This is a genomic window from Diaphorobacter limosus (assembly GCF_033100095.1).
Classification (GTDB): domain Bacteria; phylum Pseudomonadota; class Gammaproteobacteria; order Burkholderiales; family Burkholderiaceae_C; genus Alicycliphilus; species Alicycliphilus limosus.
Window position 1 is genome coordinate 3,565,804 of record NZ_CP136921.1, and the last position, 26,143, is coordinate 3,591,946.

The 26,143-nt window shown below is 63.3% G+C and carries 26 protein-coding genes and 1 tRNA gene; 15 read left to right on the forward strand and 12 right to left on the reverse strand.

Annotated features, from left to right (window positions below; translation table 11 throughout):
• Position 1: 1 nt before the first annotated feature.
• The 5 genes from P4826_RS17085 (at position 2) to P4826_RS17105 (ending at position 6,922) form a co-directional block, all read left to right on the forward strand.
• Positions 2 to 655, forward strand: a complete 654-nt coding sequence (locus tag P4826_RS17085; RefSeq protein ID WP_317701555.1) for a DUF4276 family protein — start codon at positions 2 to 4, stop codon at positions 653 to 655.
• A gap of 82 nt (positions 656 to 737) precedes the next feature.
• On the forward strand, positions 738 to 3,587 hold the full coding sequence (locus P4826_RS17090) for a helicase-related protein (RefSeq protein ID WP_317701556.1): 2,850 nt from the start codon (positions 738 to 740) through the stop codon (positions 3,585 to 3,587).
• Entirely contained in the window at positions 3,584 to 5,614 is a 2,031-nt protein-coding gene (gene pglZ, locus P4826_RS17095; RefSeq protein ID WP_317701557.1) for a BREX-3 system phosphatase PglZ, read from the forward strand. Before P4826_RS17090 ends, pglZ begins: the two co-directional genes overlap by 4 nt.
• Positions 5,611 to 6,333, forward strand: coding sequence for a hypothetical protein (locus P4826_RS17100; protein ID WP_317701558.1), 723 nt, complete (start codon positions 5,611 to 5,613; stop codon positions 6,331 to 6,333). Before pglZ ends, P4826_RS17100 begins: the two co-directional genes overlap by 4 nt.
• A gap of 181 nt (positions 6,334 to 6,514) precedes the next feature.
• A complete protein-coding gene (locus tag P4826_RS17105) occupies positions 6,515 to 6,922 on the forward strand; it encodes a hypothetical protein (RefSeq protein ID WP_317701559.1) in 408 nt (135 codons plus the stop codon).
• A 43-nt stretch (positions 6,923 to 6,965) separates the two neighbouring features.
• Here the strand turns inward: P4826_RS17105 and P4826_RS17110 are convergent, their stop codons facing one another.
• Together P4826_RS17110 and P4826_RS17115 are read right to left on the reverse strand one after the other, a co-directional pair.
• Positions 6,966 to 8,237 (reverse strand): IS256 family transposase, encoded by a 1,272-nt coding sequence (locus P4826_RS17110; protein ID WP_047350851.1) that lies wholly within the window; start codon positions 8,235 to 8,237, stop codon positions 6,966 to 6,968.
• A 51-nt stretch (positions 8,238 to 8,288) separates the two neighbouring features.
• Complete coding sequence (locus P4826_RS17115; protein ID WP_317701560.1) at positions 8,289 to 8,816, reverse strand: hypothetical protein; 528 nt, start codon at positions 8,814 to 8,816, stop codon at positions 8,289 to 8,291.
• Positions 8,817 to 8,866: 50 nt separating this feature from the next.
• Between P4826_RS17115 and P4826_RS17120 the strand changes: the two genes are divergently transcribed.
• Positions 8,867 to 9,904, forward strand: a complete 1,038-nt coding sequence (locus tag P4826_RS17120; protein ID WP_033981307.1) for an IS630 family transposase — start codon at positions 8,867 to 8,869, stop codon at positions 9,902 to 9,904.
• Between the two features lie 81 nt (positions 9,905 to 9,985).
• Here the strand turns inward: P4826_RS17120 and P4826_RS17125 are convergent, their stop codons facing one another.
• Positions 9,986 to 10,894, reverse strand: coding sequence for a replication protein RepA (locus tag P4826_RS17125; RefSeq protein ID WP_317701561.1), 909 nt, complete (start codon positions 10,892 to 10,894; stop codon positions 9,986 to 9,988).
• A gap of 384 nt (positions 10,895 to 11,278) precedes the next feature.
• Between P4826_RS17125 and P4826_RS17130 the strand changes: the two genes are divergently transcribed.
• On the forward strand, positions 11,279 to 11,452 hold the full coding sequence (locus tag P4826_RS17130; RefSeq protein ID WP_317701562.1) for a hypothetical protein: 174 nt from the start codon (positions 11,279 to 11,281) through the stop codon (positions 11,450 to 11,452).
• A 227-nt stretch (positions 11,453 to 11,679) separates the two neighbouring features.
• Complete coding sequence (locus P4826_RS17135) at positions 11,680 to 11,937, forward strand: hypothetical protein (protein WP_317701563.1); 258 nt, start codon at positions 11,680 to 11,682, stop codon at positions 11,935 to 11,937.
• 61 nt (positions 11,938 to 11,998) lie between these two features.
• On the opposite strand, the gene P4826_RS17140 is transcribed toward P4826_RS17135, so the two are convergent.
• Together P4826_RS17140 and P4826_RS17145 are read right to left on the reverse strand one after the other, a co-directional pair.
• A tRNA-Pro gene (locus P4826_RS17140) sits at positions 11,999 to 12,075 on the reverse strand.
• Between the two features lie 15 nt (positions 12,076 to 12,090).
• Complete coding sequence (locus P4826_RS17145; RefSeq protein WP_317701564.1) at positions 12,091 to 13,074, reverse strand: polyprenyl synthetase family protein; 984 nt, start codon at positions 13,072 to 13,074, stop codon at positions 12,091 to 12,093.
• 178 nt (positions 13,075 to 13,252) lie between these two features.
• Between P4826_RS17145 and rplU the strand changes: the two genes are divergently transcribed.
• The 4 genes from rplU (at position 13,253) to proB (ending at position 16,278) form a co-directional block, all read left to right on the forward strand.
• Positions 13,253 to 13,564, forward strand: a complete 312-nt coding sequence (gene rplU / locus P4826_RS17150; RefSeq protein WP_317703786.1) for a 50S ribosomal protein L21 — start codon at positions 13,253 to 13,255, stop codon at positions 13,562 to 13,564.
• Positions 13,565 to 13,579: 15 nt separating this feature from the next.
• A complete protein-coding gene (rpmA, locus tag P4826_RS17155) occupies positions 13,580 to 13,837 on the forward strand; it encodes a 50S ribosomal protein L27 (RefSeq protein WP_011804286.1) in 258 nt (85 codons plus the stop codon).
• A gap of 153 nt (positions 13,838 to 13,990) precedes the next feature.
• Entirely contained in the window at positions 13,991 to 15,064 is a 1,074-nt protein-coding gene (cgtA, locus tag P4826_RS17160; RefSeq protein WP_317701565.1) for an Obg family GTPase CgtA, read from the forward strand.
• A 74-nt stretch (positions 15,065 to 15,138) separates the two neighbouring features.
• The gene (gene proB / locus P4826_RS17165) at positions 15,139 to 16,278 is read left to right on the forward strand and encodes a glutamate 5-kinase (protein WP_317701566.1); all 1,140 of its coding nucleotides are present in this window, start codon (positions 15,139 to 15,141) and stop codon (positions 16,276 to 16,278) included.
• A 37-nt stretch (positions 16,279 to 16,315) separates the two neighbouring features.
• On the opposite strand, the gene P4826_RS17170 is transcribed toward proB, so the two are convergent.
• Positions 16,316 to 17,002, reverse strand: a complete 687-nt coding sequence (locus P4826_RS17170; RefSeq protein WP_317701567.1) for an RNA pyrophosphohydrolase — start codon at positions 17,000 to 17,002, stop codon at positions 16,316 to 16,318.
• A 90-nt stretch (positions 17,003 to 17,092) separates the two neighbouring features.
• Here P4826_RS17170 and P4826_RS17175 point away from each other — a divergent pair, with 90 nt between their 5' ends.
• Together P4826_RS17175 and P4826_RS17180 are read left to right on the forward strand one after the other, a co-directional pair.
• Complete coding sequence (locus P4826_RS17175; RefSeq protein WP_317701568.1) at positions 17,093 to 18,838, forward strand: proline--tRNA ligase; 1,746 nt, start codon at positions 17,093 to 17,095, stop codon at positions 18,836 to 18,838.
• Positions 18,835 to 19,497, forward strand: coding sequence for a lytic transglycosylase domain-containing protein (locus P4826_RS17180; protein WP_317701569.1), 663 nt, complete (start codon positions 18,835 to 18,837; stop codon positions 19,495 to 19,497). Before P4826_RS17175 ends, P4826_RS17180 begins: the two co-directional genes overlap by 4 nt.
• Here the strand turns inward: P4826_RS17180 and paeA are convergent.
• The 6 genes from paeA to hemA form a co-directional block, all read right to left on the reverse strand.
• Complete coding sequence (paeA, locus tag P4826_RS17185; RefSeq protein ID WP_317703787.1) at positions 19,473 to 20,804, reverse strand: polyamine export protein PaeA; 1,332 nt, start codon at positions 20,802 to 20,804, stop codon at positions 19,473 to 19,475. The genes P4826_RS17180 and paeA overlap by 25 nt on opposite strands.
• A 61-nt stretch (positions 20,805 to 20,865) precedes the next feature.
• The gene (locus P4826_RS17190; RefSeq protein ID WP_317701570.1) at positions 20,866 to 21,873 is read right to left on the reverse strand and encodes an AAA family ATPase; all 1,008 of its coding nucleotides are present in this window, start codon (positions 21,871 to 21,873) and stop codon (positions 20,866 to 20,868) included.
• Positions 21,874 to 22,014: 141 nt separating this feature from the next.
• The gene (gene grxD, locus P4826_RS17195; protein ID WP_317701571.1) at positions 22,015 to 22,344 is read right to left on the reverse strand and encodes a Grx4 family monothiol glutaredoxin; all 330 of its coding nucleotides are present in this window, start codon (positions 22,342 to 22,344) and stop codon (positions 22,015 to 22,017) included.
• Between the two features lie 47 nt (positions 22,345 to 22,391).
• Positions 22,392 to 23,249: a peptide chain release factor N(5)-glutamine methyltransferase gene (prmC, locus tag P4826_RS17200; RefSeq protein WP_317701572.1), complete on the reverse strand. Its 858-nt coding sequence runs from the start codon at positions 23,247 to 23,249 to the stop codon at positions 22,392 to 22,394.
• A 57-nt stretch (positions 23,250 to 23,306) separates the two neighbouring features.
• Complete coding sequence (gene prfA / locus P4826_RS17205) at positions 23,307 to 24,386, reverse strand: peptide chain release factor 1 (RefSeq protein WP_317701573.1); 1,080 nt, start codon at positions 24,384 to 24,386, stop codon at positions 23,307 to 23,309.
• Between the two features lie 93 nt (positions 24,387 to 24,479).
• Entirely contained in the window at positions 24,480 to 25,790 is a 1,311-nt protein-coding gene (gene hemA / locus P4826_RS17210) for a glutamyl-tRNA reductase (RefSeq protein WP_317701574.1), read from the reverse strand.
• Positions 25,791 to 25,863: 73 nt separating this feature from the next.
• On the opposite strand from hemA, the gene P4826_RS17215 reads away from it, so the two are divergent.
• Positions 25,864 to 26,142, forward strand: coding sequence for a hypothetical protein (locus P4826_RS17215; protein WP_317701575.1), 279 nt, complete (start codon positions 25,864 to 25,866; stop codon positions 26,140 to 26,142).
• The last annotated feature ends 1 nt before the right edge of the window (position 26,143 follow it).

Consider the following 26,143-nt stretch of genomic DNA (forward strand, 5'->3'; position numbering starts at 1 on the left):
GATGCACATCGAGGTATTGGTGGAAGATGCTTCCGGTGAGAAGCTGCTCGAAGCGCTATTGCCCAAGCTGTTCGGTGCGCAAGGTGAGCCGCATACCTGGCGTACCCATGCGTACAAAGGCATTGGGCGCATCCCGAAAAATCTGAACGCAGGGGGTGACCCGGCGAAACGGATTTTGCTCGATCAGCTACCCAAGCTGCTGCGCGGCTATGGCAAGACGCCCGGCATTGATGCCGTGGTGGTGGTGCTGGATTCCGACCGGCGCGATTGCGCGGATTTTCTGGTGGAGCTGAAAGCGTTGGCGGCGAGCAGCAACGCCGGGCCGAACACATTGTTCCGTATCGCCATCGAAGAAATGGAAGCCTGGTATTTTGGCGACCGGCAGGCGCTGACCATGGCTTACCCGAAAGCCAAGGTCGATGTGCTGCAACGCTACACCCAGGACAGTGTTTGCGGGACGTGGGAGCTGCTGGCCGATGCTATTTATCCCGGCGGCTCCGTTGCGATAAAAAAGGCGGGATGGCCGTTGCCGGGCCAAATCAAATGCGAGTGGGCGGAAAGGATTGGCCCTTTGTTAGAGCCGGAGCGCAATGTTTCGCCCAGCTTCGGCAAGCTGCGTGATGGTTTGCGTCGCTTGGTAAGCGTAGGGAGCTGATGTCGTCATGCTAACCAAGGACGTATCTGGGACTAAGTCGGGGCCAAGTCACCCCCGAAGTGCTGCGCGATGAGGTGGGCCAATGACGCAAGTCAGGCGCGACTTCACCATCGGCGATTGGTGCTGGTTCACCCGGCTGGCATCGCCGTGCCGGGTGATCGAGCGGCATGGCGTGTGGGGCGACGTGGCCTACCGCGTGTGGCTGCCCGCCAAGGACGCGGTGGTGCGCGCTCGGGCGCTTGACCTGGCCGCGCTGGAAAGCGTGCGCCCGAGTGTGGAGCAGATTCTGCACACCACGGCGGCAGCCAAGCTGCTGGATGCACTGGAGGACAACCTGCTGTTGGCGCCGATCCAGTCCAGCGTGGTGCCGCTGCCGCACCAGCTCTACGCACTGAACCGCGCCATCAGTCGCGACCGTATCCGCTACCTCTTGGCCGATGAGGTGGGCATGGGCAAGACCATCGAGGCCGGTTTGGTGCTGCGCGAGTTGAAATTGCGTGGCCGGGTGAAGCGCATCCTGGTGGTGGCGCCCAAGGGGCTGGTACGCCAGTGGCAGGCGGAAATGCGTTCGCACTTTGGCGAGCCGTTCCACTTTGTTGAACCTGCCGCGCTGGCCGCCTTGCGCCAGTGGCGCGAAGATGATGCCGAAGACAACCCGTGGCGGATGCACGATCAAGTGATCTGCGCGCTGGATTCGGTCAAGCCGCTGGAAGCGCGGCGCGGCTGGACTCTGGAACAACTTCAGACCTACAACCGCGAACGCTTCGAAGATTTGGTGTCGGCGGCATGGGATTTGGTCATCATCGACGAAGCGCACCGCATGGGCGGCAGCACCGAACAGGTGGCGCGCTACAAGCTGGGCGCGGCACTGGCCGAAGCCTCCCCTTATTTGCTGCTGCTTTCGGCCACGCCGCACCAGGGCAAGACCGATCAGTTCATGCGCCTGATGCAGCTTTTGGACAGGGACGCTTTCCCGGATGAAGGCAGTGTCAGCCGCGAGCGCGTGCAGCCTTTCGTGATCCGCACCGAAAAGCGCGCCGCCATCAATACCGAAGGCCAGCCGCTTTTTCGGCCCCGACTCACGCGCTTGCACGCGGTGGCGTGGCAGGCGCGGCACGCGGCACAGCAGCAGTTGTACGAGGCGGTGACCGACTATGTGCGCCACGGCTACAACCAGGCGCTGGCGGCCAAGCAGCGCCACGTCGGTTTTCTGATGATTTTGATGCAGCGGCTGGTGACATCCAGCACGGCGGCGATTCGCGCCACGTTGGAAAAGCGCCAAGTCGTGCTGGACACGCCGCAGACGCAGGCGCGCCTGTTTGAGCAAGTCAGCGCTGAAGACTGGGCCGAGCTGGACGGTGAAGCGCAAGTGGACTTGGCCTTGCAGGCAGAGGGCTTCGAGCGCGAGAAGGCCGAGGTGGAAACGCTGCTGCAACTGGCGCGTTCGACTGAGGCGGCAGGTACCGATGCCAAGGCTGAGAGCCTGCTGGAGCTGATCTACAAGCTGCAACAGGAAGAAGCCGACCCACTACTCAAGGTGCTGGTGTTCACCGAGTTTGTGCCCACGCAGGCGATGCTGACCAATTACCTTGAAAGCCGTGGCTTTGCGGCGGCCACGCTCAACGGCAGCATGGACATGGAAGCGCGCACACGCACCTTGCAGCGGTTTGCGCAGGACGCGCGCGTGCTGATTTCCACCGACGCGGGTGGCGAAGGGCTGAACCTGCAGTTCTGCCACGTCATCGTCAATTTCGACATGCCGTGGAACCCGATGCGCATCGAGCAGCGCATTGGACGCGTGGATCGCATCGGTCAAAAGCACGTCGTGCGTGCGCTGAACTTTGTGCTGGAAGATACGGTGGAGCACCGCGTGCGGCAGGTTCTGGAGGAAAAGCTCGCCGTCATCGCCGAGGAGTTCGGCGTGGACAAGGCGGCGGACGTGATGGATTCGGCGGAAGTGGAGCCGGTGTTCGACGAGTTGTTCGTGCGGAGCCTGCAACACCCGGAAGCCATTGAGCAGGAAACAGACAACGTGATATCGACCTTGCGCACCACGCTGGAAGACTCCCGCGCGCACAGCGACCTGCTGGCCATGCCGCACGATCTGGATGCCGGTGAAGCGCGCCGCTGGCGCGACCACCCGGCGCAGTTCTGGTTGGAACGCGCTATCGTCAACGGCCTGGCGGCGCGCGGCGGCGCGGCCAGCAAAAACGGCGATATCGGTGGCAACGGCGACATCTGGCGCGTGCGCTGGCCGGACGGTGCGGAGTCGCCGCAGGTGTGCTTCGACGCACGCACGGCGGATGAAAACCCGGCTGCGCAGTGGCTGACACTGGAAGACCCGCGCGCCCGCGCCCTGATTGGCGATACACCGCGCTTCGTGGCGGGGCAACCCTTGCCGGTTGTCCGCGTGACGGGGCTGCCGGAGTCGGTCAGCGGCGTCTGGTCGCTGTGGGAGATTGCGCTGGGTGCGCAAGGTGCCAGCCGCAAGCGGTTTCTGCCGGTCTTCATCAATGACGAAGGCCGCCCCTTTGTGCCCACCGCCAAGCGTGTGTGGGACTTGCTGCTGACCGAAGCCGTATCCGTGCAGACCGTGGCCGATGCTGAAGAGTCGGCGCACTGGTTCGATGTCTCATTCGCCGTGGCCAGCGCGCAAGGCGAATCCCTGTTCGCGGCGCTGGCGGAAGAACACCGCGCCCGCATCAAGGAAGAGCGAGATCGCGCGACCTACGCATTCGATGCTCGTTTTCAGGCTATCGGTCGCATCGGCTTGCCAGCCGTGCGCGAGTTCCGTCGCCACCGTCTGCAAACCGAGCACGAGGCGCGCCTGGCTGTGCTGGATGATATGGAGACCACCATGCCTGAACTGAATGCCGTGGCGATGGTGCGGATTGATGCCAAAGCCAATCGGAACTGCGAGGGTGCGGCATGACAAACACGTCCAGCGCGTGGCATCTGCGCATCCTCGGCTTGTTCACGGCGGATCTTTCCCGCCTGTGGGTGGCCTGCGATCCGGACGGTGTGCTGCTGGACGAAAAACTGCTGTCCGAGCTGCGCACGCGCGGCTTCGAGTTGATGGGCTACGACGATCCGTTCGGCTTTCGCGCGGAATATGAGGAGCGCTATCGCGCCGCGTGGGATTCCACTGCGCCTGCGCCGTCGGCGGCGCTGATCGTGCATCTGCGCGGCGATAACGTGGACGATTTGCCGTGGGACATCGTGCGCAACGCCCGCCAGGTGCGGTTGAGCCTGGCCGAGCTGTTCCCCAAGCTGGCCTACGGTGTGGTGCGGCAGGTAGAGCCTGAGTTTCTGGCGGCACTGTTTGCGGCGCACCAGGGCGAGCTGCAATCGGCGCGCGGTGAAGGTGAGTCGAAAGACTTCATCCTCGAACACGTCTATCAGCTGATGCCGCGCTCCATCCGTACCCCGGTGGACTTCTGGCGTGAGGTGCTGCGTCTGCACTTCGCCAACCGCGCCTTGCCGGTGCCGTTTGCCGAGCATGTGGCTGGAATTCTGCGTGGCAGGGGATTGCTTGCTGGGCAACCGGTGGCTTCATTCCTGTCGTCCAAAAGTGCGCTGCTGCGTGTGGTGCAGGACGCCTGGTATCGCTATCTGGAGAAGCTGAAGCTGGAAGGTAGGCGCGTTACCGAGTCTGATCTGATGCCACCCAATGCACAGATCGAGATTCCGTTCGACCACACGGATGTGCGCAACATCATCGATTCGATGTTTCTTGACGGAAGCCTTCATCCACTGGCCGTGTCGGGCGTTCCTGCCTCGGTGCCGGCCTGGGTCAGGGTAGGCATCGTCGAAGACGTTTGGTCGCAGTTTGCACTGGCCGAGAAGAGCATCGCGGCATTGGCATTGGCGGTGCCGGACGCAGATTCCGCGCACAAGCAGTGGAGCGACTTCGCCAAACGCTACGGCGAGATGTTGAGTCGGATTCACGATTTGCCGGGCAAGGATGGCGGTGAACGGTTGGCCAAGATTCGGGATCGTGTCGAGGCGATTCAGACGCTGTCGGACGAGCGTTTGCAGGCGTGGGTGGCGGCCCGCCACTACGCCGACCTGATCCTGCAACCGGCCATCAAAGGCCCGGTGATGGTGCACCATATTCCGCGCTTTCTGCGCCAGCGTCGCAGCGCGGGCGAAGCCAAGGTGGCGTTGCTGGTGTTCGATGGCATGGCTTTCGACCAGTGGGTGCGGATCAGGGAGCATTTGATCGCCCGCCAGCAACCCTTGGCGTTCGACGAAAACACGGCTTTCGCCTGGCTGCCGACGGTGACATCGGTGTCGCGGCAAGCGTTGTTCTCCGGCTTGCGGCCACGCGAGTTCGAGGACTCGATCGATCACACCAACAAGGAAGAAGCCTTGTGGAAGGCGTTCTGGCAGAACGAAGGTGGCATCGCACCCAATGATGTGATGTACCGGCGCGCGCTGCGCCAAGTTGAGCAACTCGATGCGCTGCAAGTCGAGATCACCAACCGCAACCCCAAGGCGCTGGGCATGGTGATCGACGAAGTGGACGAGCGGCTGCATAACGAGCGATCGAAGGCGGATGTGGCGTATTGGCTGGATCGCTGGGTGCGGACGGGATTCGTCGAGCGGCTGTTTGCATTCCTTCTAGGCGAAGGGTTCAGCATCTATGTCACGGCGGATCACGGCAACGTGGATGCTACGGGTGTCGGCAGGCCCAATCAGGGTGTGATCGCTGAGTCGCGCGGCGAGCGCGTGCGGGTGTATCGCAGCGAATCGTTGCGTGCGGATTCGGCGGCGGCGTATCCGGGAACGATTTCCCTGGATATCGCTGGACTGCCTGCGAACTTCACGCCTCTATTCGCAGGCAGACGCAGTGCGTTCGTACCCGACGGCGATCAGGTGGTGGTACACGGTGGTGTGTCGGTGGAGGAATTGATCGTTCCTTTTGTGAAGGTTTCTGCTGTGAGTGGTGAAGGATGAATGTGTCGGCTCCCCGGATCGGCTTTGACCGGTTCATACATCTCGATTGGGCGACGGCTGCGCTGAAAGTTCGTGCCGGCGTAGCGCAACGCGAAGACCTGGAGGCATTGCTGGACGCCGCCGGGCTGGGCGCTGCCGCGCGTACGAAAACCCGCACCGTGTTGAACCGTCTGTGGCTGGAGCCGCGCGCCGAATTGGTGGACTACGCAGATCGCGGTGCGGCAATTTTTAAGGCGCATGCTGACGTGCCGGTTGCCGCATTGCACTGGGGCATGGCCGTGGCCACCTATCCCTTCTTCGGCAAGGTAACCGAACTGATCGGGCGCTTGTCCGCCTTGCAAGGCGATTGCGCGTCCGCTGAAATCCACCGGCGGATGAGTGAAACCTATGGCGAGCGCGAAGGCACCTACCGGATGACCAACATGGTCATTCAGAGTCAGGCTGGCTGGGGTGCTGTAGAGCGGGTTGAAAAGGGTAAGCGCGTGATCCGTTTGGCTCCAACCATTGTCGAGAGCGATGAACTCACGACATGGCTGATCGAAGCCGCCTTGCGTTACGCGGGCAAGCCCCTGGCGATCTCGAACCTGCCGTTGCAGCCGGTGCTGTTTCCGTTCACCCTTGCGGAGTCGCTCGCCTATTTAGTGTCAAACAGTGATCATCTGACTGTGCGAGTAGAGGGAGCGGGCGTTCGGTACGTGACGCTGAGCGGAGTAAATTGAAGATGGGGTGGGACTTGGGCGAGAGTCCTGTAGGTCATTGCCGAGTGCCGTGCCGAACTGCCTGCAAGGCAGTCCGGCACGGTAGGCTTTATTGAGACGGTTCGTTACGCCGCTTTGTGCATGGCCCACGACGGCGAGGCTTCACAGGGCGTTCGACTTCAACCCGCAGAGGACGAAGGCGGTGCCCTTTGCTGGCCTGGCCGGCGGTGCCATACAAGCGCCGAGTTTCGGCGCTGATGTGCCCCAGTCCACGGCTTGTGGCTTCGTCATCGCCGTTGGCCTTCAGATCGGCTGCAAACTGGTGGCGGAAGCAGTAGGCCGTGATCGGTTGCTTGTGCTTGGGCCACAGGCTGTGCGCCAGGCGGCGTATCTCTACGGTCAAATTGACGGCACTCCTGACCTGCGCGAACACCCGTGGTTCCGGCTGGGTGTCCAGCAGTTCGTTGACGACAACGACCAAGGGGTGAGGATCATTGGTGTCATAGGAAATCGTGCGAAGCGGTTGGCCTTGCGAATCTTTGACCTTGGCGCCCCGGATGCGGAAATGGATCAGCAATTTGCCTGGGAGTGTCAGGATTTCTGTGTGTGAGGCTGTTGAATCCGTCACTCAATCGTGAGGCGGCTTGGTGATCTTACTGGCCCGATCTGGTAAATCGGTCCTCGTAGAGGATCGCAAATTGGTTCATCGCTGATTTCCAGTGGTTGGCCGCCCGCCCCCAGTCCGCGGTGATGTTGCGCAGCGCCAGCCAGATCAGCTTGGTGGCCGCCTCGTCGCTGGGGAAGTGGCCGCGCGTTTTGATGATCTTGCGCAGCCGTGCGTTCACGCTCTCGATGGCGTTGGTGGTGTAGATCACGCGCCGCACCTCGGGCGGGAAGGCGAAGAACGGGATGACCTTGTCCCAGGCCCGGCGCCAGGCGCTGACCACGGTCGGGAACCGCTGCCCCCAGGGGCCGGCCGCAAACGCATCCAACTCGGCCTCGGCCGCCTCGGCGCTCACCGCGGTGTAGATGGGTTTGATGGCTGCGGCCAGCGCCTTGCGGTCTTTCCATGACGCAAAGTCCAGGCCACCCCGGATCAGGTGCACGATGCAGGTCTGCAGCGTCGTCGCCGGGAACACTGCGCCCAGCGCCTCTGGCATGCCCTTGAGGCCGTCGGTGACGGCAATCAGGATGTCCTGCACCCCGCGCGTCTTCAGATCGTTGAAGACCTTCATCCAGAACTTCGCCCCCTCGGTGTTCTCGATCCAGATTCCCAGGATGTCGCGCGAGCCGTCAGGCAGTACGCCCAGCGCCAGGTAGACGGCCTTGGAGCGCACCACCGCATCCTCGCGAATCTTGACCCGCAGCGCATCGAAGAACACCACCGGGTACATCGCCTCCAGCGGCCGTGTCTGCCAGGCCGTGACCTCGCCCATCACCTCATCGGTGACACGGCTGATGAGCTCGGGCGAGACGTCCACCGAGTACATCTCAGCCAGGAAACCCTGGATCTCGCGCACCGTCATGCCGCGTGCGTACATGGCGATGATCTTGTCGTCGAAACCCGTAAAGCGCCGCTCGTGCTTGCCAATGAGCTGCGGCTCGAAGCTGCCTTCGCGATCGCGTGGGACATCGATGCGCAGCGCCCCCACATCGGTCAGTACGGTCTTGGTGCTCTTGCCGTTGCGGTGGTTGGCTGATCCGCCTGTGGGCTTGGCTTGGCCGGGCGCATAGCCTAGGTGATGACTCATCTCGGCGCCCAGCGCCCGCTCAAGAATTGACTTCTTGAACTGATCGAACAGCCCTTGGACTTGGCCCGGCGTCATGGGCCCGGTCACCAACTGGTCAAGCAGCTCGGCCGGGATGTGAAATTGCGGCTGTGCCGCCTGGTCCGCCAAAGCGGTGGGTTTGGTCTTGCGTGGCATTCATGCTCCTTGTCGACATGCTATGCCTCACACACAAAATTTCTGACAAGCTCATTTGCCTGTGACTTCGTCTTTCCCGCGCCACACGTCAATGCCATGCACCAGCTCACTCGGGCGGCACCCGGTCAGGGCTAACACAATGAGCGAGAACAGGTACCGGCCACCTACAGCGCGCTTGCACAGGGCAATGCGCCAATTGGCCGGTAGTCCGGCCAGTGCTTGACGCTTGCTGCGGCGTTTGGCACGCTCACCTGCCATGCCTTCCCGCCGCAGACGTTGTAGCGTTTGCAGGTGTTTTAGGTGCAGAAGAAAGCGGAGATGCAGAAATTCTGCGGCGGGTATGACCGGAGCACTCATCTCTCGCGTCAGTTGTTCCTGCTCCGAGCCGAGGAAGTGTTCCAGTGCTACCAGGCGTTTGCGAAACGTGGTAACACGGACTGTTGATTGAACGACCGCAAACAGGCCGCCTTCAGTGTGCAGCGTACGGTGAAGAAGCTGCCGCGCTTGTCGCTCGTATGAAATTTTCGTTTTGGGCGAGGGGCCTCGCAGGGCGTGTACATCTGTCGAGCGCATATTCATTCGGCCCAATGAAGTATGAACTTTCCGTGTATGACTGAGTCCGATGTGACATGGACAAAGAAGACGCAAGAAAGCAAACCCTGGAGCAGTTGTACGAAAGGCGCAAACAGGTCGTGCGGTTGCATAAGCGGGGCATGGGCGTGATGCAGATCGTGGCCATGACGGGGCTCAGTTACCCCACGGTCAGGAGCTGCATAGATCGGTTCGATGCGGGCGGCTGGGCGGCCATCAGACCTGCGCGACGTGGACGCCAGCGCGGTGCTGGCCGTGTGCTCACACCCGCCCAGGAGCAAGCCATACAGCGCATGATCATCGATCACCGTCCCGAGCAATTGAAGATGGACTTCTTCCTGTGGAGTCGCGCTGCGGTGGCCGAGCTCATCCAGTGCGAATACGGCATTCGCCTGCAACCGCGCAGCGTGGGCAAGTACCTGGCGCGCTGGGGTTTTACGCCCCAGCGCCCCCTCAAGCGCGCCTACGAGCAAAAGCCCGAGGCGGTGCAAGCGTGGTTGCAAGGCGAGTATCCGGGCATCGAGAAGCGTGCCCGCGCCGAGGGCGCCGAGATTCATTGGGGCGATGAGACAGCGCTGGTGAACACCGACGTGCGCGGGCGCAGCTTTGCGCCCAGAGGCAAAACGCCGGTGCTGCCCACCGTAGGCGGCACACGCCAGAAGCTGTCCATGATCGCCACCGTCACCAATCAGGGCAAGACGCGCTGGATGATCATTGATGAAGCATTCAATGCCGACAAGCTGATCGAGTTCTTGCAAGCCTTGATTCAGGATGCGGGCCGCAAAGTGTTCCTGATTCTGGACAACCTGCGGGTGCACCACAGCAAGATCGTCAAGGCCTGGGTGGCCGAGCGCAAGGAACAAATCGAGCTGTTCTATCTACCCAGCTACAGCCCACAGCTCAATCCCGAGGAGCGGCTGAACGCGGATTTGAAGCAGGAAATGGGCAAGCGTGTGCCGGTGCGCACCAAGGCCAAGTTACGCGAGGCAGCCAGTGCGCATATGCGGATGCTGGACAACAATCCTGAGCGTGTGATCAGCTACTTTCAAGACCCTCGCGTGCGCTATGCCGCTTAAAACTTCATTGGGCCGGATCAATAGTATCCAGGATGGCCTGGCAGCGGTTTGCCAACTCCTGAATTTTGAGGGTTAGTTCGTTCATGCTGCCTCCCGTGCATCTGACGAGGGTGCCTTGACTGGTAGCCAGGTTCTGGCAGGTACAGGCGATGGTGATTGACGCAGCTCGATGCCGCCACGCTGAACGGATACCCTTGCAGCTGGATATACCATCACAACCTTGCCCAAGGCAGTCTTGAAGCTGGTGCAGAAGTCACCTTGTCCGTGCGCACCTTGATATTCGTGACCGAATTGGGTCTTGAGGGTACGCCAAGGAAGCCACATTGGTCGATGGTTGAGGCGGTGAAGGCGGTGCGCCAGCCAGACGTACACATCGAGAGCCAACGCCGATCCGCGCAGTGCATGTAAAGCGCGTGCATCCAAGGGGACTGAATGCTGCACGAGCTCGTCAAAGAACTCGGCATCCAGCACAAGAGAGCCCGGCCATGTCGCGCGTTGAGTATGGGCAGACGGTAGCCAAGCATCGATGCGCTTGATCACCGATTCGTTGATCGTGCGCCCTCGAAAGCCCATTTGCATCCGGCAGGCAGCCAGTGCGTGCAGCTGTCGTCGTAATGTGCAGTACCGGTGCCCTTGCTGGTCGAAGCCGAGCATCCCTAGAAATTCAGCTGCGCTACGGCCGATGAATATTTCGCGGGAGTTGGAACGCCTGGCGATGGTAGAAATCCAGATGAGTGCAAGGCGCGGCAAGGCCCCGTAAGGTACAGGCTGCAGAACCGGGCCGTCACCTACGTCAAGTACTCCTGCCTGGACGTGCAACCACCCTTCGCCCGCTTGTCGCAGAAATTCACGACTGGGGACAGGGCGCCTGGGAAGGCCAATCGAGCAAAGCAGCGAATGATTGAAGGCTAAATCATCGCCGTCAGGTGAGGTGGCGCGAATCAGTTCACCGTCCGCCAGCAGTTTGTCGAGCAATTTATGGGTTTTCATTTCTGACCCCCTGCGCGACGCTGATCTGTTGTGTTTTGCTCGTGCGAGCTTGCGTGCGCAGGCTGCTTTATCTTTTGGGGACGTTTTTGCGGTGGCTTGGGCGGAGGTGGCTCGACTGGCGCTGTCCTCTGCGACCGATCCTGGATAGACGCATTTAGCTCCTGCCAGCGAGCGCGGGCAAGCTGCTCCACTTTGGTGGGCCGTCCTCGCGGTCGTTTGGGCGGTGGCGGCTCGGCTGGTCGGTTGGATTGCATCCAAGCCAGAACCTCATGTTCGAACCAACACAGACGCCTGCTATTCGGCATCTTGAATGGCGGAGGAATCAGGTGCTGATACTTCTTGTTGGTCGCATAAGTCCTGATCGTGGTTTCCGCCTTACCGATCATGGCCGAAGTTCGTTCAATTCCAATACGCCGGGGCGTGCCGCTGCTCGGCGCAGCTGATTTAATGCTCATCTTCTTCACCATCCTGAAAGCGTTGGGCGACAGCGTCGCCTATGCAGCGCACGACAGCGCTGCGTGCAAGTTCAGCGATGGAGGGGGCGAGGGGGCGGGGTAGCCCGAAGAAGAGAGGCCGAAAAGAACCGGCAAGTCAGAGCGACGCGCCAGGCATCCACGCCGTCATAGGTGGGTTCGTTGCGGCGGCGGACCAGATCGTCATGCGAGGGGATCCACAGAGCGATCATCGCAACAAAGATGCCGAGAACGCTGGCGATCACGCTAAGTGCAAGTAGGTGCGTCAGCAGTGCCCCCGCGATGCCTGGCAACAAGGGCGCCGCTAAGAACATGAACGCCATCAAGGCCATGCCGCTCAACAAGCAATTGCAGGCCAAGTCCATCCCTGCATCTCGGCTCTCACGAAGAAGCTTTTTGGAGGCGGGAACATACGGCGCAATGTGCATGGCTGTGCATAACACTACCGAGCAATTCGCGGTCTGTCAAAGACTAGTGCAGGCGGCGCAACACGGTTGCATTCATGTCGTTGTGGAAATTTGGGACAAATTTGGGACAACGATGGGACAAATTTACTCTCAATTGGCATGAATGACGATTCAAAGCAAAAAGCCCAAGTGGTTGATTCACTTGGGCTTTTTCTATGATGTCCTGGTCGGGGTGAGAGGATTCGAACCTCCGGCCTCTACGTCCCGAACGTAGCGCTCTACCAGGCTAAGCTACACCCCGATGTGCCGTGACCGCCTAGGTGCGGCGTTCAAGCAGCTGAGCCGCTAATTGTAGCAAACCTTCTGTGTACGAATTGGTTGGCAGTTTCGCTGCGGCGTCCATGGCCAATCTGGCTTGGGCGGCGGCTGCGTCGCGCGTGGCTGAGAGGGCGCCTGTATCGCGAATGATGGCGGCCACGCGTTGCAGTTCGTCGGTGGAGCCGGTCTCGATCACGTTGCGCAGCAGTTCATGCTGCTCGGCGGTGCCGCGTTGCATGGCGATGATGACGGGCAGGGTCACCTTGCCTTCGCGCAGGTCGTCGCCCAGGTTTTTGCCCATTTCCTGAGCGTCGCCGTCGTAGTCAAGGACGTCGTCGATGACCTGGAAGGCCGTGCCCAGGGCCTGGCCGTAGTCGGCGCAGGCCTGTTCGATTTCCGCCGTGCTGCCGGCAAGAATGGCCGCCAATCGCGCGCTGGCTTCAAAGAGTTTGGCGGTCTTGGAACGTATGACGTTGAGGTAGCCTGCTTCGTCCAACGATGCATCATGGGTGTTCATGAGCTGCTGGACTTCACCCTCGGCAATGACGTTGGTTGCATCCGCCAGAACCTGCATCACGCGCAGGCTGCCGGTGTCCACCATCATCTGGAAGGCGCGCGAATACAGAAAATCGCCTACCAGCACGCTGGCCGGGTTGCCAAAGCTTTCATTGGCCGTGGCGCGGCCGCGGCGCAGGGTGGATTCGTCCACCACATCGTCATGCAGCAATGTGGCGGTATGGATGAATTCGACCACAGCCGCCAGGTTGAAGCGCTGCGCCCCCTGGTAGCCCAGGGCGCCGCTCACCAGCAGCAGCAGGGCGGGGCGTAGGCGCTTGCCGCCGGCCGAGATGATGTAGCGGGCAACGTCTCCCACCAGTGGGACGGATGATTGAAGGCGCGATGCGATGACCTTGTCCACCTCTTGCATGTCGTTGGCAATCAGGGCGAGGGTGGCGGCGGTGCTGGGGGAGTTGGCGGCCAAGGTGGATGCTGGTGGTAAACAAAAGCGGCAATTATAGGAAGCCGCCCGAAGCATTCGCGGCGCCACGCGGCTTGCACGGGAGGCGGGAGCCTGAATTTGCGGAATGTACAAACGCGCAGTACAATCGACGGTTCTGTGGAAATCCGTTTCACAGAACTCCAACTCAGATGAGGTTTACATGTACGCGGTCATAAAAACCGGTGGCAAGCAATATCGCGTTGCTGTCGGCGAAAAAATTAAAGTAGAACAGATTGCTGCGGACGTTGGCCAGGAGATCGTGATCGACCAGGTTCTGGCAGTCGGCAACGGCGCAGAACTGAAGGTGGGCACGCCCCTGGTGTCCGGCGCGGCGGTGAAGGCCACGATCGTGGCCCATGGCAAGCACGACAAGGTGCGCATTTTCAAGATGCGCCGTCGCAAGCACTATCAGAAGCGCCAAGGCCATCGCCAGCAGTTCACCGAGCTGCAAATCGGTGCAATCACTGCCTAAGGAAGGACAAGAGTCATGGCACAGAAAAAAGGCGGCGGCTCTACGCGAAACGGGCGCGACTCCAAGCCCAAGATGCTCGGCGTGAAGGCTTACGGTGGTGAGTTGATCAGCGCGGGCTCCATCATCGTGCGTCAGCGTGGCACGCGCATCCACCCCGGCGTGAACGTCGGCGTGGGCAAGGATCACACGCTGTTTGCCCTGGTGGACGGTCATGTGTCCTTTGGCACCAAGGGTGCCCTGTCCAAGCACACGGTCAGCGTGACGCCGGCCTAAGGCCTGGCCTGTCAGTTGCTGACGTCATGACAAAGCCCCGATTCGTCGGGGCTTTGTTGTTTTCAACGCGGAACCGCCTGGCCATATGGCGTCCGCCGATGGCACCCATGGCCCAAAGGGCAGCGCGGGTGCGGTTTTGTAAACTGGATACCCATGAAGTTCGTCGACGAAGCCTTTATTGACATTGCCGCTGGTGATGGTGGCAATGGCTGCGTGTCATTCCGACACGAAAAATACAAGGAGTTCGGTGGGCCCGATGGCGGCGATGGCGGGCGCGGTGGCCATGTGTTTGCCGTTGCCGACCCGAATCTCAATACCCTGGTGGACTTTCGCTTCTCGCGCCGCCATGACGCCAAGCGCGGCGAGCATGGCAAGGGATCGGATATGTTCGGTGCGGCGGGTAGCGACATTACGCTGAAGATGCCGGTAGGCACCATCATCAGCGATGCCAACACGGGTGAGCAGCTGTACGAGCTGCTCACGCCGGGCGAGGTGATCACCATTGCCAAGGGCGGCGATGGTGGCTTTGGCAACCTGCGTTTCAAGAGCGCCATCAACCGGGCGCCGCGCCAGAAGACACCGGGCTGGCCCGGCGAGCGCAAAAACTTGAAGCTGGAGCTGAAAGTGCTGGCCGATGTCGGATTGCTGGGCATGCCCAATGCCGGCAAGTCCACCTTCATCGCCGCGGTCTCCAATGCCAGGCCAAAAATTGCCGACTACCCGTTCACGACGCTCTACCCGAATCTTGGCGTGGTGCGCGTGGGGCCGGAGCAGAGTTTCGTGGTTGCCGATATCCCTGGCCTGATCGAGGGTGCATCCGAGGGCGCTGGGCTGGGCCACCAGTTTCTGCGCCACCTGCAGCGCACGCGCTTGCTGCTGCATGTGGTGGACATGGCGCCTTTCGATGATGCCGTCGATCCCGTGGCCCAGGCCAAGGCCATCGTCGCCGAGCTCAAGAAATACGACGAAGGGCTGCATGGCAAGCCGCGCTGGCTGGTGCTCAACAAGCTGGACATGGTGCCGGCCGAGGAACGTGCCGTGCGGGTCAAGGACTTCGTCAAGCGCTTCAAGTGGAAGGGGCCGGTGTACGAGATTTCTGCCCTGACACGCGAGGGTTGCGACCCGCTGGTGAAGGCGATCTTCCAGCATGTGCATGCCGAGCAACTGGCGCAAAATGCCCCCGCCGAGGTCGATCCACGTTTTGCCGGCGAGCATGGCCAGGATTGATCATCTATTCACTATAAAATATATAGCTGTTTGCGCTTGATAGATGGGCGCTTGAGCAATATTTCAATCTAAACATGGTTTCCAGTGTCTTGCGCGACGCGCGTCGCATCGTGGTCAAAGTGGGCTCCAGCCTTGTCACCAATGAGGGGCGCGGCCTGGACGAGGTCGCCATTGGCGAGTGGAGCCGTCAGCTGGCGGCGCTGGTGCGCGGTGAGGGCGGCGTGGCGCGCGAGGTCATCATGGTCTCCAGCGGCGCCATCGCCGAGGGCATGAAGCGCCTGGGCTGGTCCAGCCGCCCAAGCGAAATCCATGAGCTGCAGGCGGCTGCCGCCGTAGGGCAGATGGGCCTGGCGCAGATGTATGAGACCAAGCTGCGCGAGCAGGCCATGGGCAGCGCCCAGGTGCTGCTGACCCATGCCGACCTGGCCGACCGTGAGCGTTACCTGAATGCGCGCTCCACGTTGCTGACGCTGCTGGAGCTGGGCGTGGTGCCGGTGATCAACGAAAACGACACCGTGGTCACCGACGAGATCAAGTTTGGCGACAACGACACCCTTGGCGCGCTGGTGGCCAATCTGGTGGAGGCTGATGTCCTGGTGATCCTGACCGACCAGAAGGGCCTATACACCGCCGACCCGCGCCGCGACCCGCAGGCGCAATTCGTGCATGAGGCCAAAGCCGGCGATCCGGCGCTGGAGGTCATGGCCGGTGGCGCGGGCTCCAGCATTGGCAAGGGCGGCATGATCACGAAGATTGTGGCGGCCAAGCGCGCCGCAGGTTCCGGCGCTTCCACCGTCATCGCCTGGGGGCGCGAGCCGGACGTGCTGCTGCGCCTGGCGCGTGGCGAGGCCATCGGCACGCTGCTGGTGGCGCAGACGCAGAAAAAACAGGCGCGCAAGCGCTGGATGGTGGATCACCTGCAACTGCGCGGATCGGTGACCGTGGACGCGGGCGCGGCCGCCAAGCTGCGCGGCGAGGGCAAGAGCCTGCTGCCCATAGGCATGGTGGCGGTGGAGGGTGATTTCGCGCGTGGCGATGTGATCGCGGTGCGCGATGCGGGCGGTACCGAGATTGCCCGCGGTCTGGCCAACTATGCCAGCGCCGAGGCGCGTCGGCTGTGTCGCAAGCCATCCTCGGAGTTCGAGCGCCTGCTGGGTTATGCGGCCGAGCCCGAAATGGTGCACCGCGACAACATGGTGGTGTTTACGGCCTGACCAGCGGCCGGCCGCCGCGCCGCCATGAACGTGCCAACTACCTGCTGGCCGGCTTGTTGTACTGGTCGGCGGGCGCTGCCTCCTGCAGTGGCGCCGGCATGCTGTTCTGTGGGTCGGGATCGAAGCTGGCCCCGGGTGGCAGCTCCATCCCCGGTTTGAGCATCATCGAGACGGAGCGATGCATGGCCGGCTGGCCACCCTCGGCTTCGCGCGCACGCATGCCGCTGCGCAGGTAGCGGTTGCGCTGTTCAAAACGCGGCAGAAAGCGCGCCAGCTCGGTCAGCGCCATTTCGTAGACGCCACGCTTGAACTCGACCACCACGTCCAGTGGCACCCAGTAGTCGTTCCAGCGCCAGGCATCGAACTCGGGGTGGTCGGTGGCGCGCAGGTTCAAGTCCCAGTCATGGCCCAGCAACTGCAGCAGGTACCAGATCTGTTTCTGTCCACGGTAGTGGCCGCGCGCGTCGCGGCGGATGTACCGGTCAGGCACCTCGTAGCGCAACCAATCCCGCGTACGGGCAATTACACGTACCTGGCTGGGCTGCAGACCTACCTCTTCGTGCAGTTCACGGAACATGGCTTGTTCCGGGTTTTCTCCGCGGTCAATGCCGCCCTGAGGGAACTGCCAGCTGTGGGTGCGTATGCGCTTGCCCCAGAATACCTGGTTTCTCTGGTTGAGCAGGATGATGCCGACGTTTGGGCGAAAGCCGTCCCTGTCAAGCATAATCTAACCCCAAATTTTTAAAACTGTGGTCATTATGCACGCTGCCCCGGCTGCGGCAAACCTAGAAGCCCCAGTTGCCGAGCGCGTTCGATGAAAGCTTCCCAATTCTTCATTTCCACCCTGAAAGAGGCACCGGCCGACGCCGAAGTTGCCAGCCATAAACTCATGATGCGCGCCGGCCTGATCAAGAAGCTGGGGGCCGGCATCTACAACTACATGCCCATGGGCCTGCGCGTGATCCGCAAGGTCGAATCGATAGTGCGCGAGGAGATGAACCGCGCCGGCGCGGTCGAATGCACCATGCCCGTGGTGCAGCCGGCCGAGTTGTGGCAGGAGACGGGGCGCTTTGACAAGATGGGGCCGGAGTTGCTGCGCATACAGGATCGTCATGGGCGCGACTTCATCATCCAGCCCACCAGCGAAGAAGTGGTCACTGACATCGCGCGCCAGGAACTGCGCAGCTACAAGCAACTGCCCAAGAACCTCTACCAGATACAAACCAAGTTCCGCGACGAGCGCCGTCCGCGCTTTGGCCTGATGCGCGGGCGCGAGTTCATCATGAAGGACGCCTACAGCTTCGACCGTGACCAGGCGTCGGCCAAGGCCAGCTACCAGGTCATGGCCCAGGCCTACCGCCGCATCTTCGATCGCTTCGGCCTGACCTACCGCGCCGTGGCGGCCGACTCAGGCGCCATCGGCGGCGATCTGAGCGAGGAGTTCCAGGTCATCGCCGCCACGGGCGAAGACGCCATCGTCTACTGCCCGGGCAGCGACTACGCCGCGAACATGGAAAAGGCCGAGGCCCTGGCGCCAGCTGGCCCGCGCCCGGCAGCTGCAGCGCCCATGACGCGCACGCCTACGCCCGGCAAGGCCACCTGCGCCCAGGTGGCCGAGCTGCTGAACGTGCCGCTGGCAACCACCGTCAAGTCGCTGGTGCTGGCCACCGACGAGACCAACGAGGCGGGCGAAGTCGTCCAATCCCAGGTCTGGCTGCTGCTCTTGCGTGGCGACCATGACATGAACGAGATCAAGGTCTCCAAGGTCTCCGGCCTGGACAAGGGCTTCCGTTTCGCCACCGTGGCCGAGATCGAGGCGCATTTCGGCGCCAAGCCCGGCTACCTGGGTCCGATCGGCCTCAAGCAATCGGTGCGGATCGTTGCCGACCGCGAGGTGGCCGTGATGGCCGACTGGATCTGCGGCGCCAACGAGGAGGACTACCACATCACCGGCGTGAACTGGGGTCGTGACCTGCCCGAGCCCGATGCCGTGGCCGACCTGCGCAACGTGGTGGCGGGCGACCCGTCCCCCGATGGCAAGGGCGAGCTGGCCATAGAGCGTGGCATCGAGGTGGGCCATGTGTTCTACCTGGGCACCAAGTATTCCAGGGCCATGGATGCCACCTTTCTGGGCGAGGATGGCAAGCCGGCCTTCTTCGAGATGGGTTGTTACGGCATAGGCATCACACGCCTGCCCGCGGCCGCCATCGAGCAAAACCATGACGAGCGCGGCATCATCTGGCCCGATGCCATTGCCCCCTTCACCGTGGTCATCTGCCCGATCGGCATGGATCGCAGTCAAGAAGTCCGGGCAGCAGCCGAAAAGCTGTATGGCGAGCTGCTTGCCGCTGGGGTGGATGTGATTCTGGACGACCGGGGCGAGCGCCCGGGCGCCATGTTTGCCGATTGGGAGCTGATCGGCGTGCCGCACCGTATCACCATCGGCGACAAGGGTCTCAAGGAAGGCCAGGTGGAATACCAGCATCGCCGTGACAGCGCCACTACCAAGCTCGGGGTGGCGGAGGTGTTTGCTTACGTGAAGGAACGTGTAAAGGTATGACCAGAGGGGGAGATTCAGCTTCGGGCTTGTCGCGGCGCGCCTGTCTGGCATCGCTGGCGGTCGGCCCGAGTGCTTGGCTGGGCCTGCCGGCTGCTGCGCATGCCGGTGGCCAGCTGGAGGAGCCGTTGATGGACTCGGTGCGCATGGCGCTCAGTTCCGCCGTGGCCGACCTGGCGCCACCAGAGCCGCTGTTTGTCACGACCGAGTCGCGTCTGACCTACCTGCGCTGGCTGGGCACCATGAGCGACCGCCTGCGCCGCAACAAACCCGACTGGGAGGTGCGACGCGACTTCCTGCAGACCGTCTGGTACGAGTCAAAGCGTGCCGGGCTGGATGTGTCCCTGGTCATGGGCCTGATCCAGGTGGAGAGCGCGTTTCGCAAGTTTGCCGTCTCCAGCGTGGGCGCGCGTGGCTATATGCAGGTCATGCCGTTCTGGACCCGTGCGATCGGCGATGGCGACGCGGGCAAGCTGTTTCAGATGCAGACCAATCTGCGCTTTGGCTGCGTCATCCTGCGCCACTACCTGGATCGCGAGCGCGGCGACCTGTTCATGGCCCTGGGGCGTTACAACGGCAGCCGTGGCAAGCCGCCGTATCCGAACGCGGTGTTCGCGGCGCAAAGCCGCTGGGCCTTTCAGGATCGCGCTGCCTCGGCCTGAGCCCCGTTCTCCGCTGGCGCCGTGAGGAGCCGCGAGACCATGACCTGGTCGATGCGGTAGCTGTCCACGTCCAATACCTCGAACTTGTAGTGGCCAACGGTCACGCTGTCGGTGCGCCGAGGCACACGGCGCAGCATCACCATCAGAAAACCCGCCAAGGTTTCGTAGTCCTCGGAATGCGGCAGCTCGTCCAGGCCGAGGACATGCAGCACGTCTTCGATGGGGGCCGTGCCGTCGATGAGCCAGGAATTTTCGTCGCGGCGCACGATCTGCTCCTCGTCCGCGGGGCCGACCAGGTCGCCCATCACCGTGCTCATCACGTCGTTCAGCGTGACCACGCCCACCACCCGGCTGTATTCGTTGACGATGACGGCGAAGTCCTCGTGCACCTGGCGGAAATGTGCCAGCACCTCGGCCAGCGACAGCCGGTCGGGCACGATGAGCACCTTGCGCACCAGCTGGTCGTCGGCCAGCGAGATGGGCTGGTTGTTCAGCACGCGCTGGAACAAATCCTTTGCATCCACATAGCCCACCACATGGTCGATGTCGCCATCGCACACCGGGTAGGTCGAGAACGGCTCGGCCGCGATGCGCGCGCGGATCAGCTCATCGGGGTCGTCGCGCAGGAAGAAGGCAATGCGCTCGCGCAGCGTCATGGCCGAGGTCACGCTGCGGGTGTCGAGCTCGAAGACATTGGCGATCACCTGCTGCTCGGGCAGGGCCAGCACGCCGGCGCGTGCGCCGGCCTCGGTCATGGCCAGGATGTCTTCGGGCGTGATGCGCTCGTCACGCTGGCTGGACAGGCCCATCAGGCGCAGCAGGGCATCGGCGCAGCGGCTGTAGAGCCAGACTATGGGTTTGAACAGCGCCATGCAGCCCTGCATGGGGCGCACCACGCGCAGCGCCACGACCTCCGGGTGGGCCATGCCCAGGCGTTTTGGCAGCAGATCGGCAAACAGGATGAACAGCGAGGTCACGGCCAGGAAGGAGCCGACAAAACCCAGCGTCTGGGCCGACTTCTCAGGCAGCCACAGCGCAAACAGGGCGTTGAAATAGGGGCTGAGCGCCCCTTCGCCGATGATGCCGCCCAGGATGGCGACGGCGTTGAGCCCGATCTGCACCACGGTGAAATACTCGCCGGGCTGGTCCTGCATCAACAGCACACGATCGGCGCGCGTGTCGCCTTCGTCCGCCATCTGGCGCAGGCGCAGGCGGCGCGATGCGGCGAGCGAAATTTCTGCCACCGAGAAAAACGCGCTGGCGGCAATCAACAGGGCAATGAGCAGCAGACTGTGGGTCAGGGACAGATTCATGGGCAGGCGCCGCGGCGTGCGCTGGGCGCACCATGGCAGCCAGTGTAGCCCGCGCCTACTGCAGGAAACCGATGCGGCTCTTGCCACCGGCCGTGCGCGGCAGGTCGGCCACCTCGACGCGCTCGCGCTGCTCCAGGCGGGCGTTGCCAAAACCGGTCATCAGGGCGCGGCGCATCTCGCGCGGCGGCATCTGGGCCAGCAGGTCCAGCACATCGGCCTGGGCCTCGGGCTCGAACAGGCGGCCCCAGTCATGCTCGGCGCGTATGCCCTGGTACAGCCGCTGGGCGATGGCGCGTGCCTGCGCCAGCGTGGGCGCCTGCACCGCGAAGACGTTCATGCGGTTCAGGATGGGGTCGGGTATGGCGCGCTCGTCGTTCGCCGTGGTGATCCAGATGACCTGGCTGGCGTCTATGGCCACGTCGGCGAACTCGTCGGTGAAGCTCTGCGCGGTGTCGTGCTCCAGGAGGGCGTAGAGGGCGCCCAGCGGGTCGTACTGCGCGTCGCCGGCGGCCTTGTCGATCTCGTCCACCACGATCACCGGATTGGCATATTCGCCTTCCACCAGGGCCTCGAAGACCTTGCCCGGGCGCGCGCCCTTCCACTGCGCTGACGAGCCCGAGAGTAGCCAGCCGGCGGTCATGGAACTCATCGGCACCAGGTTCATGCCCGTGCCCAGCAGGGCTGCGAGCTGGCGTGCGAAATGCGTTTTGCCTATGCCCGGGGCGCCCAGCAGCAGCATGGGCGTGACCTCCAGGCCATCGCTGCTGCCCTGGGCCAGGGCCACCTGGCGGCGCACGTCGTCGAGCACTTCGGTGAAGTTGGGCAGCTGCTCGTACAGGGCCGCCATGTCGGGCAGGCCGGAGGGTTTGACCTGGAAGCGCTCGGGGCCGCGCTCGAGCATGCGTTCGTACACCGTGCGCAACGGTTCATGGTCGCGCTGCGCGCCGGCATCCTGCAGCCGGGCCAGCTTGCGCGCCACGTCGGCCGGGTGGAACACGCTGCGCATCTGGGCCACCGGCAGGCTCAGGGCTGGGGCTTGCGGTACAAGGCAGTGGCTGGTCATCTCATGCTCTCCCCAGGGCAATGGACACAGCCATTCAAGCACAGCGGGGCAACGGCGGTTGTCGGAGTAATCCCGCATCGCCGGCGCGGGCACAAAAAAAACCGCCCTCGCGAGGGCGGTTCTTGCGCGGCGGAGGGCAGGTCAGCCCTGGGCCTTGGTGCCCAGCACCTGCTGCAGCTCGCCAGACTCGTACATCTCCATCATGATGTCCGAGCCACCGATGAATTCACCTTTGACATACAGCTGCGGGATGGTGGGCCAGTGGCTGAAGTCCTTGATGCCCTGGCGGATCTCGTCGTCCTCGAGCACGTTCACGGCCGCGATGTCCTTGGGATCGACGCCGCAGGCCTTGAGGATCTGCACGGCGCGGCCCGAGAAGCCGCACATGGGAAAGCTGGCATTGCCCTTCATGAACAGCAGCACGTCGTTGGTCTTGACCAGTTGCTCAATGCGTTGCTTCACGTCGCTCATCAAATTCTCCTGAAGTGGCTGCCCCGGTGTGGGGCGATAACCGGCGATTATTTCACCGAAGGCGATAGCCCTACTGGCATTGACCCGCCGCTGCAGCGGGCTATGCCGGCCAGGTCGTTACGGCCCTGCACCTGGGCAAGGCCCGCGGCACGCAGCAGGGCCTGCACGGCTGGCGCCTGATCCCAGCCATGCTCGATCAGCAGCCAGCCACCGGGGGCCAGCGCCCTGGGGGCCTGGGCGATGATGGCGCGGATGTCGGCCAGGCCGTCGGCGCCGCTGGCCAGGGCCGACAGCGGCTCGTGCGTGAGGGCTGCCAGATGCGGGTCCTGCGCCGGGATGTAGGGCGGGTTGCTGACGATGGCGTCAAACGGGCCGGTGATGCTGGCCAGCCAGTTGCCATGCTGAAGGCGCACCGGCAGGCCCAGGCGCTCGGCATTGGCGCGCGCCACGGCCAGGGCGTCTGCGCTGGCGTCCACGGCCAGCACGCTGGCGTCGCGGCGCTCATGCTGCAGCGCCAGGGCAATGGCGCCGCTGCCCGTGCCCAGGTCGGCGATGCGCGGGGCATGCTGGTTTTGCAGGACCTCCAGCGCCCAGGCCACCAGGGTCTCGGTGTCGGGGCGCGGGTCGAGCACGCGCGCGTCCACGGCCAGGGGCAGGCCCCAGAATTCCTTTTGGCCCGTCAGGTAGGCCACGGGCTCGCCGCCCGCGCGGCGCGCGCACAGCGCGGTGTAGCGCTGTCCATCGTGCGGCGCCAGGGCGTCGCCGTCATGCGTGAGCAGCCAGGCGCGGTCGTTCACGGGCCGGCCCAGCAGATGCAGCAGCAGCATCTGCGCATCGATGCGCGCCAGGCCCTGGGCCTGTGCCCGGGCCAATGCCTGGGCGATGGTGGTGGTGGTGGTGGGCATGAATGCTTTGTTATTGATAGCTGCTGGCGCTTGATGGATAAGCGTACAAGGCCAAAATCAATCCAGGCCCAGTTCGGCCAGCTGCTCGGCCTCGCGGGCATGCTGCAGGGCCTGCAACACCTCGTCCAGATCGCCCTCCATGATGGTCAGCAGCTTGTACAGCGTGAGGTTGATGCGGTGGTCGGTCAGGCGCCCCTGCGGGAAGTTGTAGGTGCGGATGCGGTCCGAGCGGTCGCCGCTGCCGATCAGGCCCTTGCGCGTGGCTGCTTCCTTGGCGGCGCGTTCGCTGCGCTCCTTCTCCTGGATGCGCGCCTGCAGCACCTGCAAGGCCTTGGCCTTGTTGCTGTGCTGGCTGCGTCCGTCCTGGCATTCGGCGACGATGCCTGTGGGGATATGCACCACGCGCACGGCCGAATCCGTCTTGTTGATGTGCTGGCCGCCGGCGCCACTGGCGCGGAAGGTGTCTATGCGCAGGTCGGCCGGGTTCAGCGTGATAGCGGTGGCCGCGTCGGGCTCGGGCATCACGGCCACGGTGCAGGCGCTGGTGTGGATGCGCCCCTGGGTCTCGGTATCCGGCACGCGCTGCACGCGGTGGCCGCCCGATTCAAAGCGCAGCGCGCCGTAGGCGTTGTCGCCGTCCACGCGCAGCACCACCTCCTTGTAGCCGCCGAGCTCGCTTTCGTTGGCGCTCAGGACCTCGACCTTCCAGCCCACGTTGGCGGCGTGGCGCGTGTACATGCGCGCCAGGTCGGCGGCAAACAGGGCCGATTCGTCGCCGCCGGTGCCGGCGCGGATTTCAACAAAGGCCGCGCGCGCGTCGTCGGGGTCTTTGGGCAGCAGCAGGCGCTGCAGCTCGTCTTCGAGTGCCACCAGCTCGTCTTGCGCGCCCTGGATTTCTTCCTGTGCCATCTCGGCCATGTCGGGGTCGGCCAGCAGCTCCTGGGCGGCGGCCAGGTCGGCCTCGCGCTGCTGGTAGCGGGCGTAGCGCCCGGCGATCTGCGTGACCTCGGCGTGCTCGCGCGAGATGGTGCGGTATTGCGCCATGTCGGCCATGATGTCTTCGCGCGAGAGCAGGAAGTCAAGCTCTTGCAGGCGCTGCGCGTAGCGCTCCAACTGGCTGCGGAGAAAGGGTTTCATCGGGGAAAGGAAAATTTATTGCTACTGTTTATGTAGCTATTAGCGCTTGCTTGGTAAGCGCTGGATGCCGATTTGGCTTGTGGTGCAGCGGCGCTACAGCCCGGTCTTGCTTTGCGAGCGCAGGAACAGGCGAGAAACCGCCTCGGCCGTCTGGGCGCGCGCATCGGCGTCGCCGGCGCGCAACTCGGCCATGGTGCCGTGCAGCATCTTTTGCGCGAGGCCACGCGACAGGGCTTCGAGCACCACGTCGATGTCCTCGCCCTTGGCCAGCAGGCGCTTGGCGCGTGCGATCTCCAGGGCGCGCCACTCATCGGCCTGGCTGTTGAGCTGGCGGATCAGCGGCACCACGGCGCCGGCCTGGCTGGCGGGGCTGCGCAGCTCCATCCAGTGCATGAAGTTCTGCACCCCGGCATCGATGATGGCCTCGGCCTGGGCCACGGCCGCCTTGCGGTTGGCCTGGGCGGTCTGCACCACGCCGGCCAGGTCGTCCACGGTGTACAGGTAGACGTCCTCGAGCTGTTTGACCTCGGGCTCGATGTCGCGCGGCACGGCCAGATCGACCATGAAGATGGGGCGGTGGCGGCGTTTCTTCAGGGCGCGCTCGACGGCGCCCAGTCCGATGATGGGCAGGCTGCTGGCCGTGCAGCTGATGACGGCATCGTATTCGTGCAGGTGCTCGGGCAGATCGGCCAGGCGCATCACATCGCCGCCAAAGCGCGTGGCGAGCTTCTCGCCGCGCTCCAGCGTGCGGTTGGCTATTGATATCTGCTTCGGGTTCTTGGCCGCGAAGTGCGTGGCGCACAGCTCGATCATCTCGCCCGCACCGACGAACAGCACGCGGATCTTGGACAGGTCCTCGAACAGCTGGCCCGCCAGGCGCACGGCGGCGGCGGCCATGCTGATGCTGTGCGCGCCGATGTCGGTGCTGGTGCGCACCTCCTTGGCTACGGCAAAGCTGCGCTGAAAGAGTTGGTTGAGCGTGGTGCCCAGGGCGCCCGCGCCTTCCGCCGCGCGCACGGCATCCTTCATCTGGCCGAGGATCTGCGCCTCGCCCAGCACCATGGAGTCGAGCCCGCTGGCCACGCGGAAGGCGTGGCGCGCGACCAGGCCGCTCTCCAGCGTATAGGAGTGCGAGCGCAGCAGCGAAGGGCTGACACCGCCGCTGGCGGCCAGCCAGTCCAGCGTGTGATCAAGCGCCGGCTTGTGCGCAGCACAGTAGATCTCGGTGCGGTTGCAGGTGGAGATGATGGCCGTCTCCACACCCGGGTGGCTGCTGGCACCGCTGGCCAGCGACTGGCGCAGGCCGTGCAGCGTGGGCGCGATCTGATCGATCGCGAACGCGAAGCGGCCCCGCAGATCCAGCGGTGCGGTGTGGTGGTTGATGCCGAGTGCCCAAACTGCCATATCCGGGGATTATAAAATCGCCCGCGCAATCAGGCACGCTACCGGTCAAATGCTTGATTTACATCATGTTTGCATGAACCCGCTCGCCATCCTGAACCACCTTCTGAACTTTGCCGCACCGGCCCTGGCGCTGGCGGTGTTGCTCGTGCTGGTCAGCCATTTATTCATGCGAAAAACGGCTGCAGCACATGGCTGGGTTGCGCCTATAGCTATCAATTTTGTTGTTGGCTGCGCGGTGCTGGTGGCCGGCCTGGCGTGGCTGGGGCGCGATGGCCGGATGCTCACCTACGCCGCCCTGGTGCTGGCCTGCGCCAGCAGCCAGTGGCTCATGTTGCGCGCCTGGCGCGGCTGAA

Coding starts and splice junctions, on each gene's coding strand:
- P4826_RS17085 (WP_317701555.1), top strand. CDS start 2: ATGCACATCGAGGTATTGGTGGAAGATGCTTCCGGTGAGAAGCTGCTC.
- P4826_RS17090 (WP_317701556.1), top strand. CDS start 738: ATGACGCAAGTCAGGCGCGACTTCACCATCGGCGATTGGTGCTGGTTC.
- pglZ (WP_317701557.1), top strand. CDS start 3,584: ATGACAAACACGTCCAGCGCGTGGCATCTGCGCATCCTCGGCTTGTTC.
- P4826_RS17100 (WP_317701558.1), top strand. CDS start 5,611: ATGAATGTGTCGGCTCCCCGGATCGGCTTTGACCGGTTCATACATCTC.
- P4826_RS17110 (WP_047350851.1), bottom strand. CDS start 8,237: ATGCCACGCAAGACCAAACCCACCGCTTTGGCGGACCAGGCGGCACAG.
- P4826_RS17115 (WP_317701560.1), bottom strand. CDS start 8,816: ATGAATATGCGCTCGACAGATGTACACGCCCTGCGAGGCCCCTCGCCC.
- P4826_RS17120 (WP_033981307.1), top strand. CDS start 8,867: ATGGACAAAGAAGACGCAAGAAAGCAAACCCTGGAGCAGTTGTACGAA.
- P4826_RS17125 (WP_317701561.1), bottom strand. CDS start 10,894: ATGAAAACCCATAAATTGCTCGACAAACTGCTGGCGGACGGTGAACTG.
- P4826_RS17130 (WP_317701562.1), top strand. CDS start 11,279: ATGGCCGAAGTTCGTTCAATTCCAATACGCCGGGGCGTGCCGCTGCTC.
- P4826_RS17135 (WP_317701563.1), top strand. CDS start 11,680: ATGAACGCCATCAAGGCCATGCCGCTCAACAAGCAATTGCAGGCCAAG.
- rplU (WP_317703786.1), top strand. CDS start 13,253: ATGTACGCGGTCATAAAAACCGGTGGCAAGCAATATCGCGTTGCTGTC.
- rpmA (WP_011804286.1), top strand. CDS start 13,580: ATGGCACAGAAAAAAGGCGGCGGCTCTACGCGAAACGGGCGCGACTCC.
- cgtA (WP_317701565.1), top strand. CDS start 13,991: ATGAAGTTCGTCGACGAAGCCTTTATTGACATTGCCGCTGGTGATGGT.
- proB (WP_317701566.1), top strand. CDS start 15,139: ATGGTTTCCAGTGTCTTGCGCGACGCGCGTCGCATCGTGGTCAAAGTG.
- P4826_RS17170 (WP_317701567.1), bottom strand. CDS start 17,002: ATGCTTGACAGGGACGGCTTTCGCCCAAACGTCGGCATCATCCTGCTC.
- P4826_RS17175 (WP_317701568.1), top strand. CDS start 17,093: ATGAAAGCTTCCCAATTCTTCATTTCCACCCTGAAAGAGGCACCGGCC.
- P4826_RS17180 (WP_317701569.1), top strand. CDS start 18,835: ATGACCAGAGGGGGAGATTCAGCTTCGGGCTTGTCGCGGCGCGCCTGT.
- P4826_RS17190 (WP_317701570.1), bottom strand. CDS start 21,873: ATGACCAGCCACTGCCTTGTACCGCAAGCCCCAGCCCTGAGCCTGCCG.
- grxD (WP_317701571.1), bottom strand. CDS start 22,344: ATGAGCGACGTGAAGCAACGCATTGAGCAACTGGTCAAGACCAACGAC.
- prmC (WP_317701572.1), bottom strand. CDS start 23,249: ATGCCCACCACCACCACCACCATCGCCCAGGCATTGGCCCGGGCACAG.
- prfA (WP_317701573.1), bottom strand. CDS start 24,386: ATGAAACCCTTTCTCCGCAGCCAGTTGGAGCGCTACGCGCAGCGCCTG.
- hemA (WP_317701574.1), bottom strand. CDS start 25,790: ATGGCAGTTTGGGCACTCGGCATCAACCACCACACCGCACCGCTGGAT.
- P4826_RS17215 (WP_317701575.1), top strand. CDS start 25,864: ATGAACCCGCTCGCCATCCTGAACCACCTTCTGAACTTTGCCGCACCG.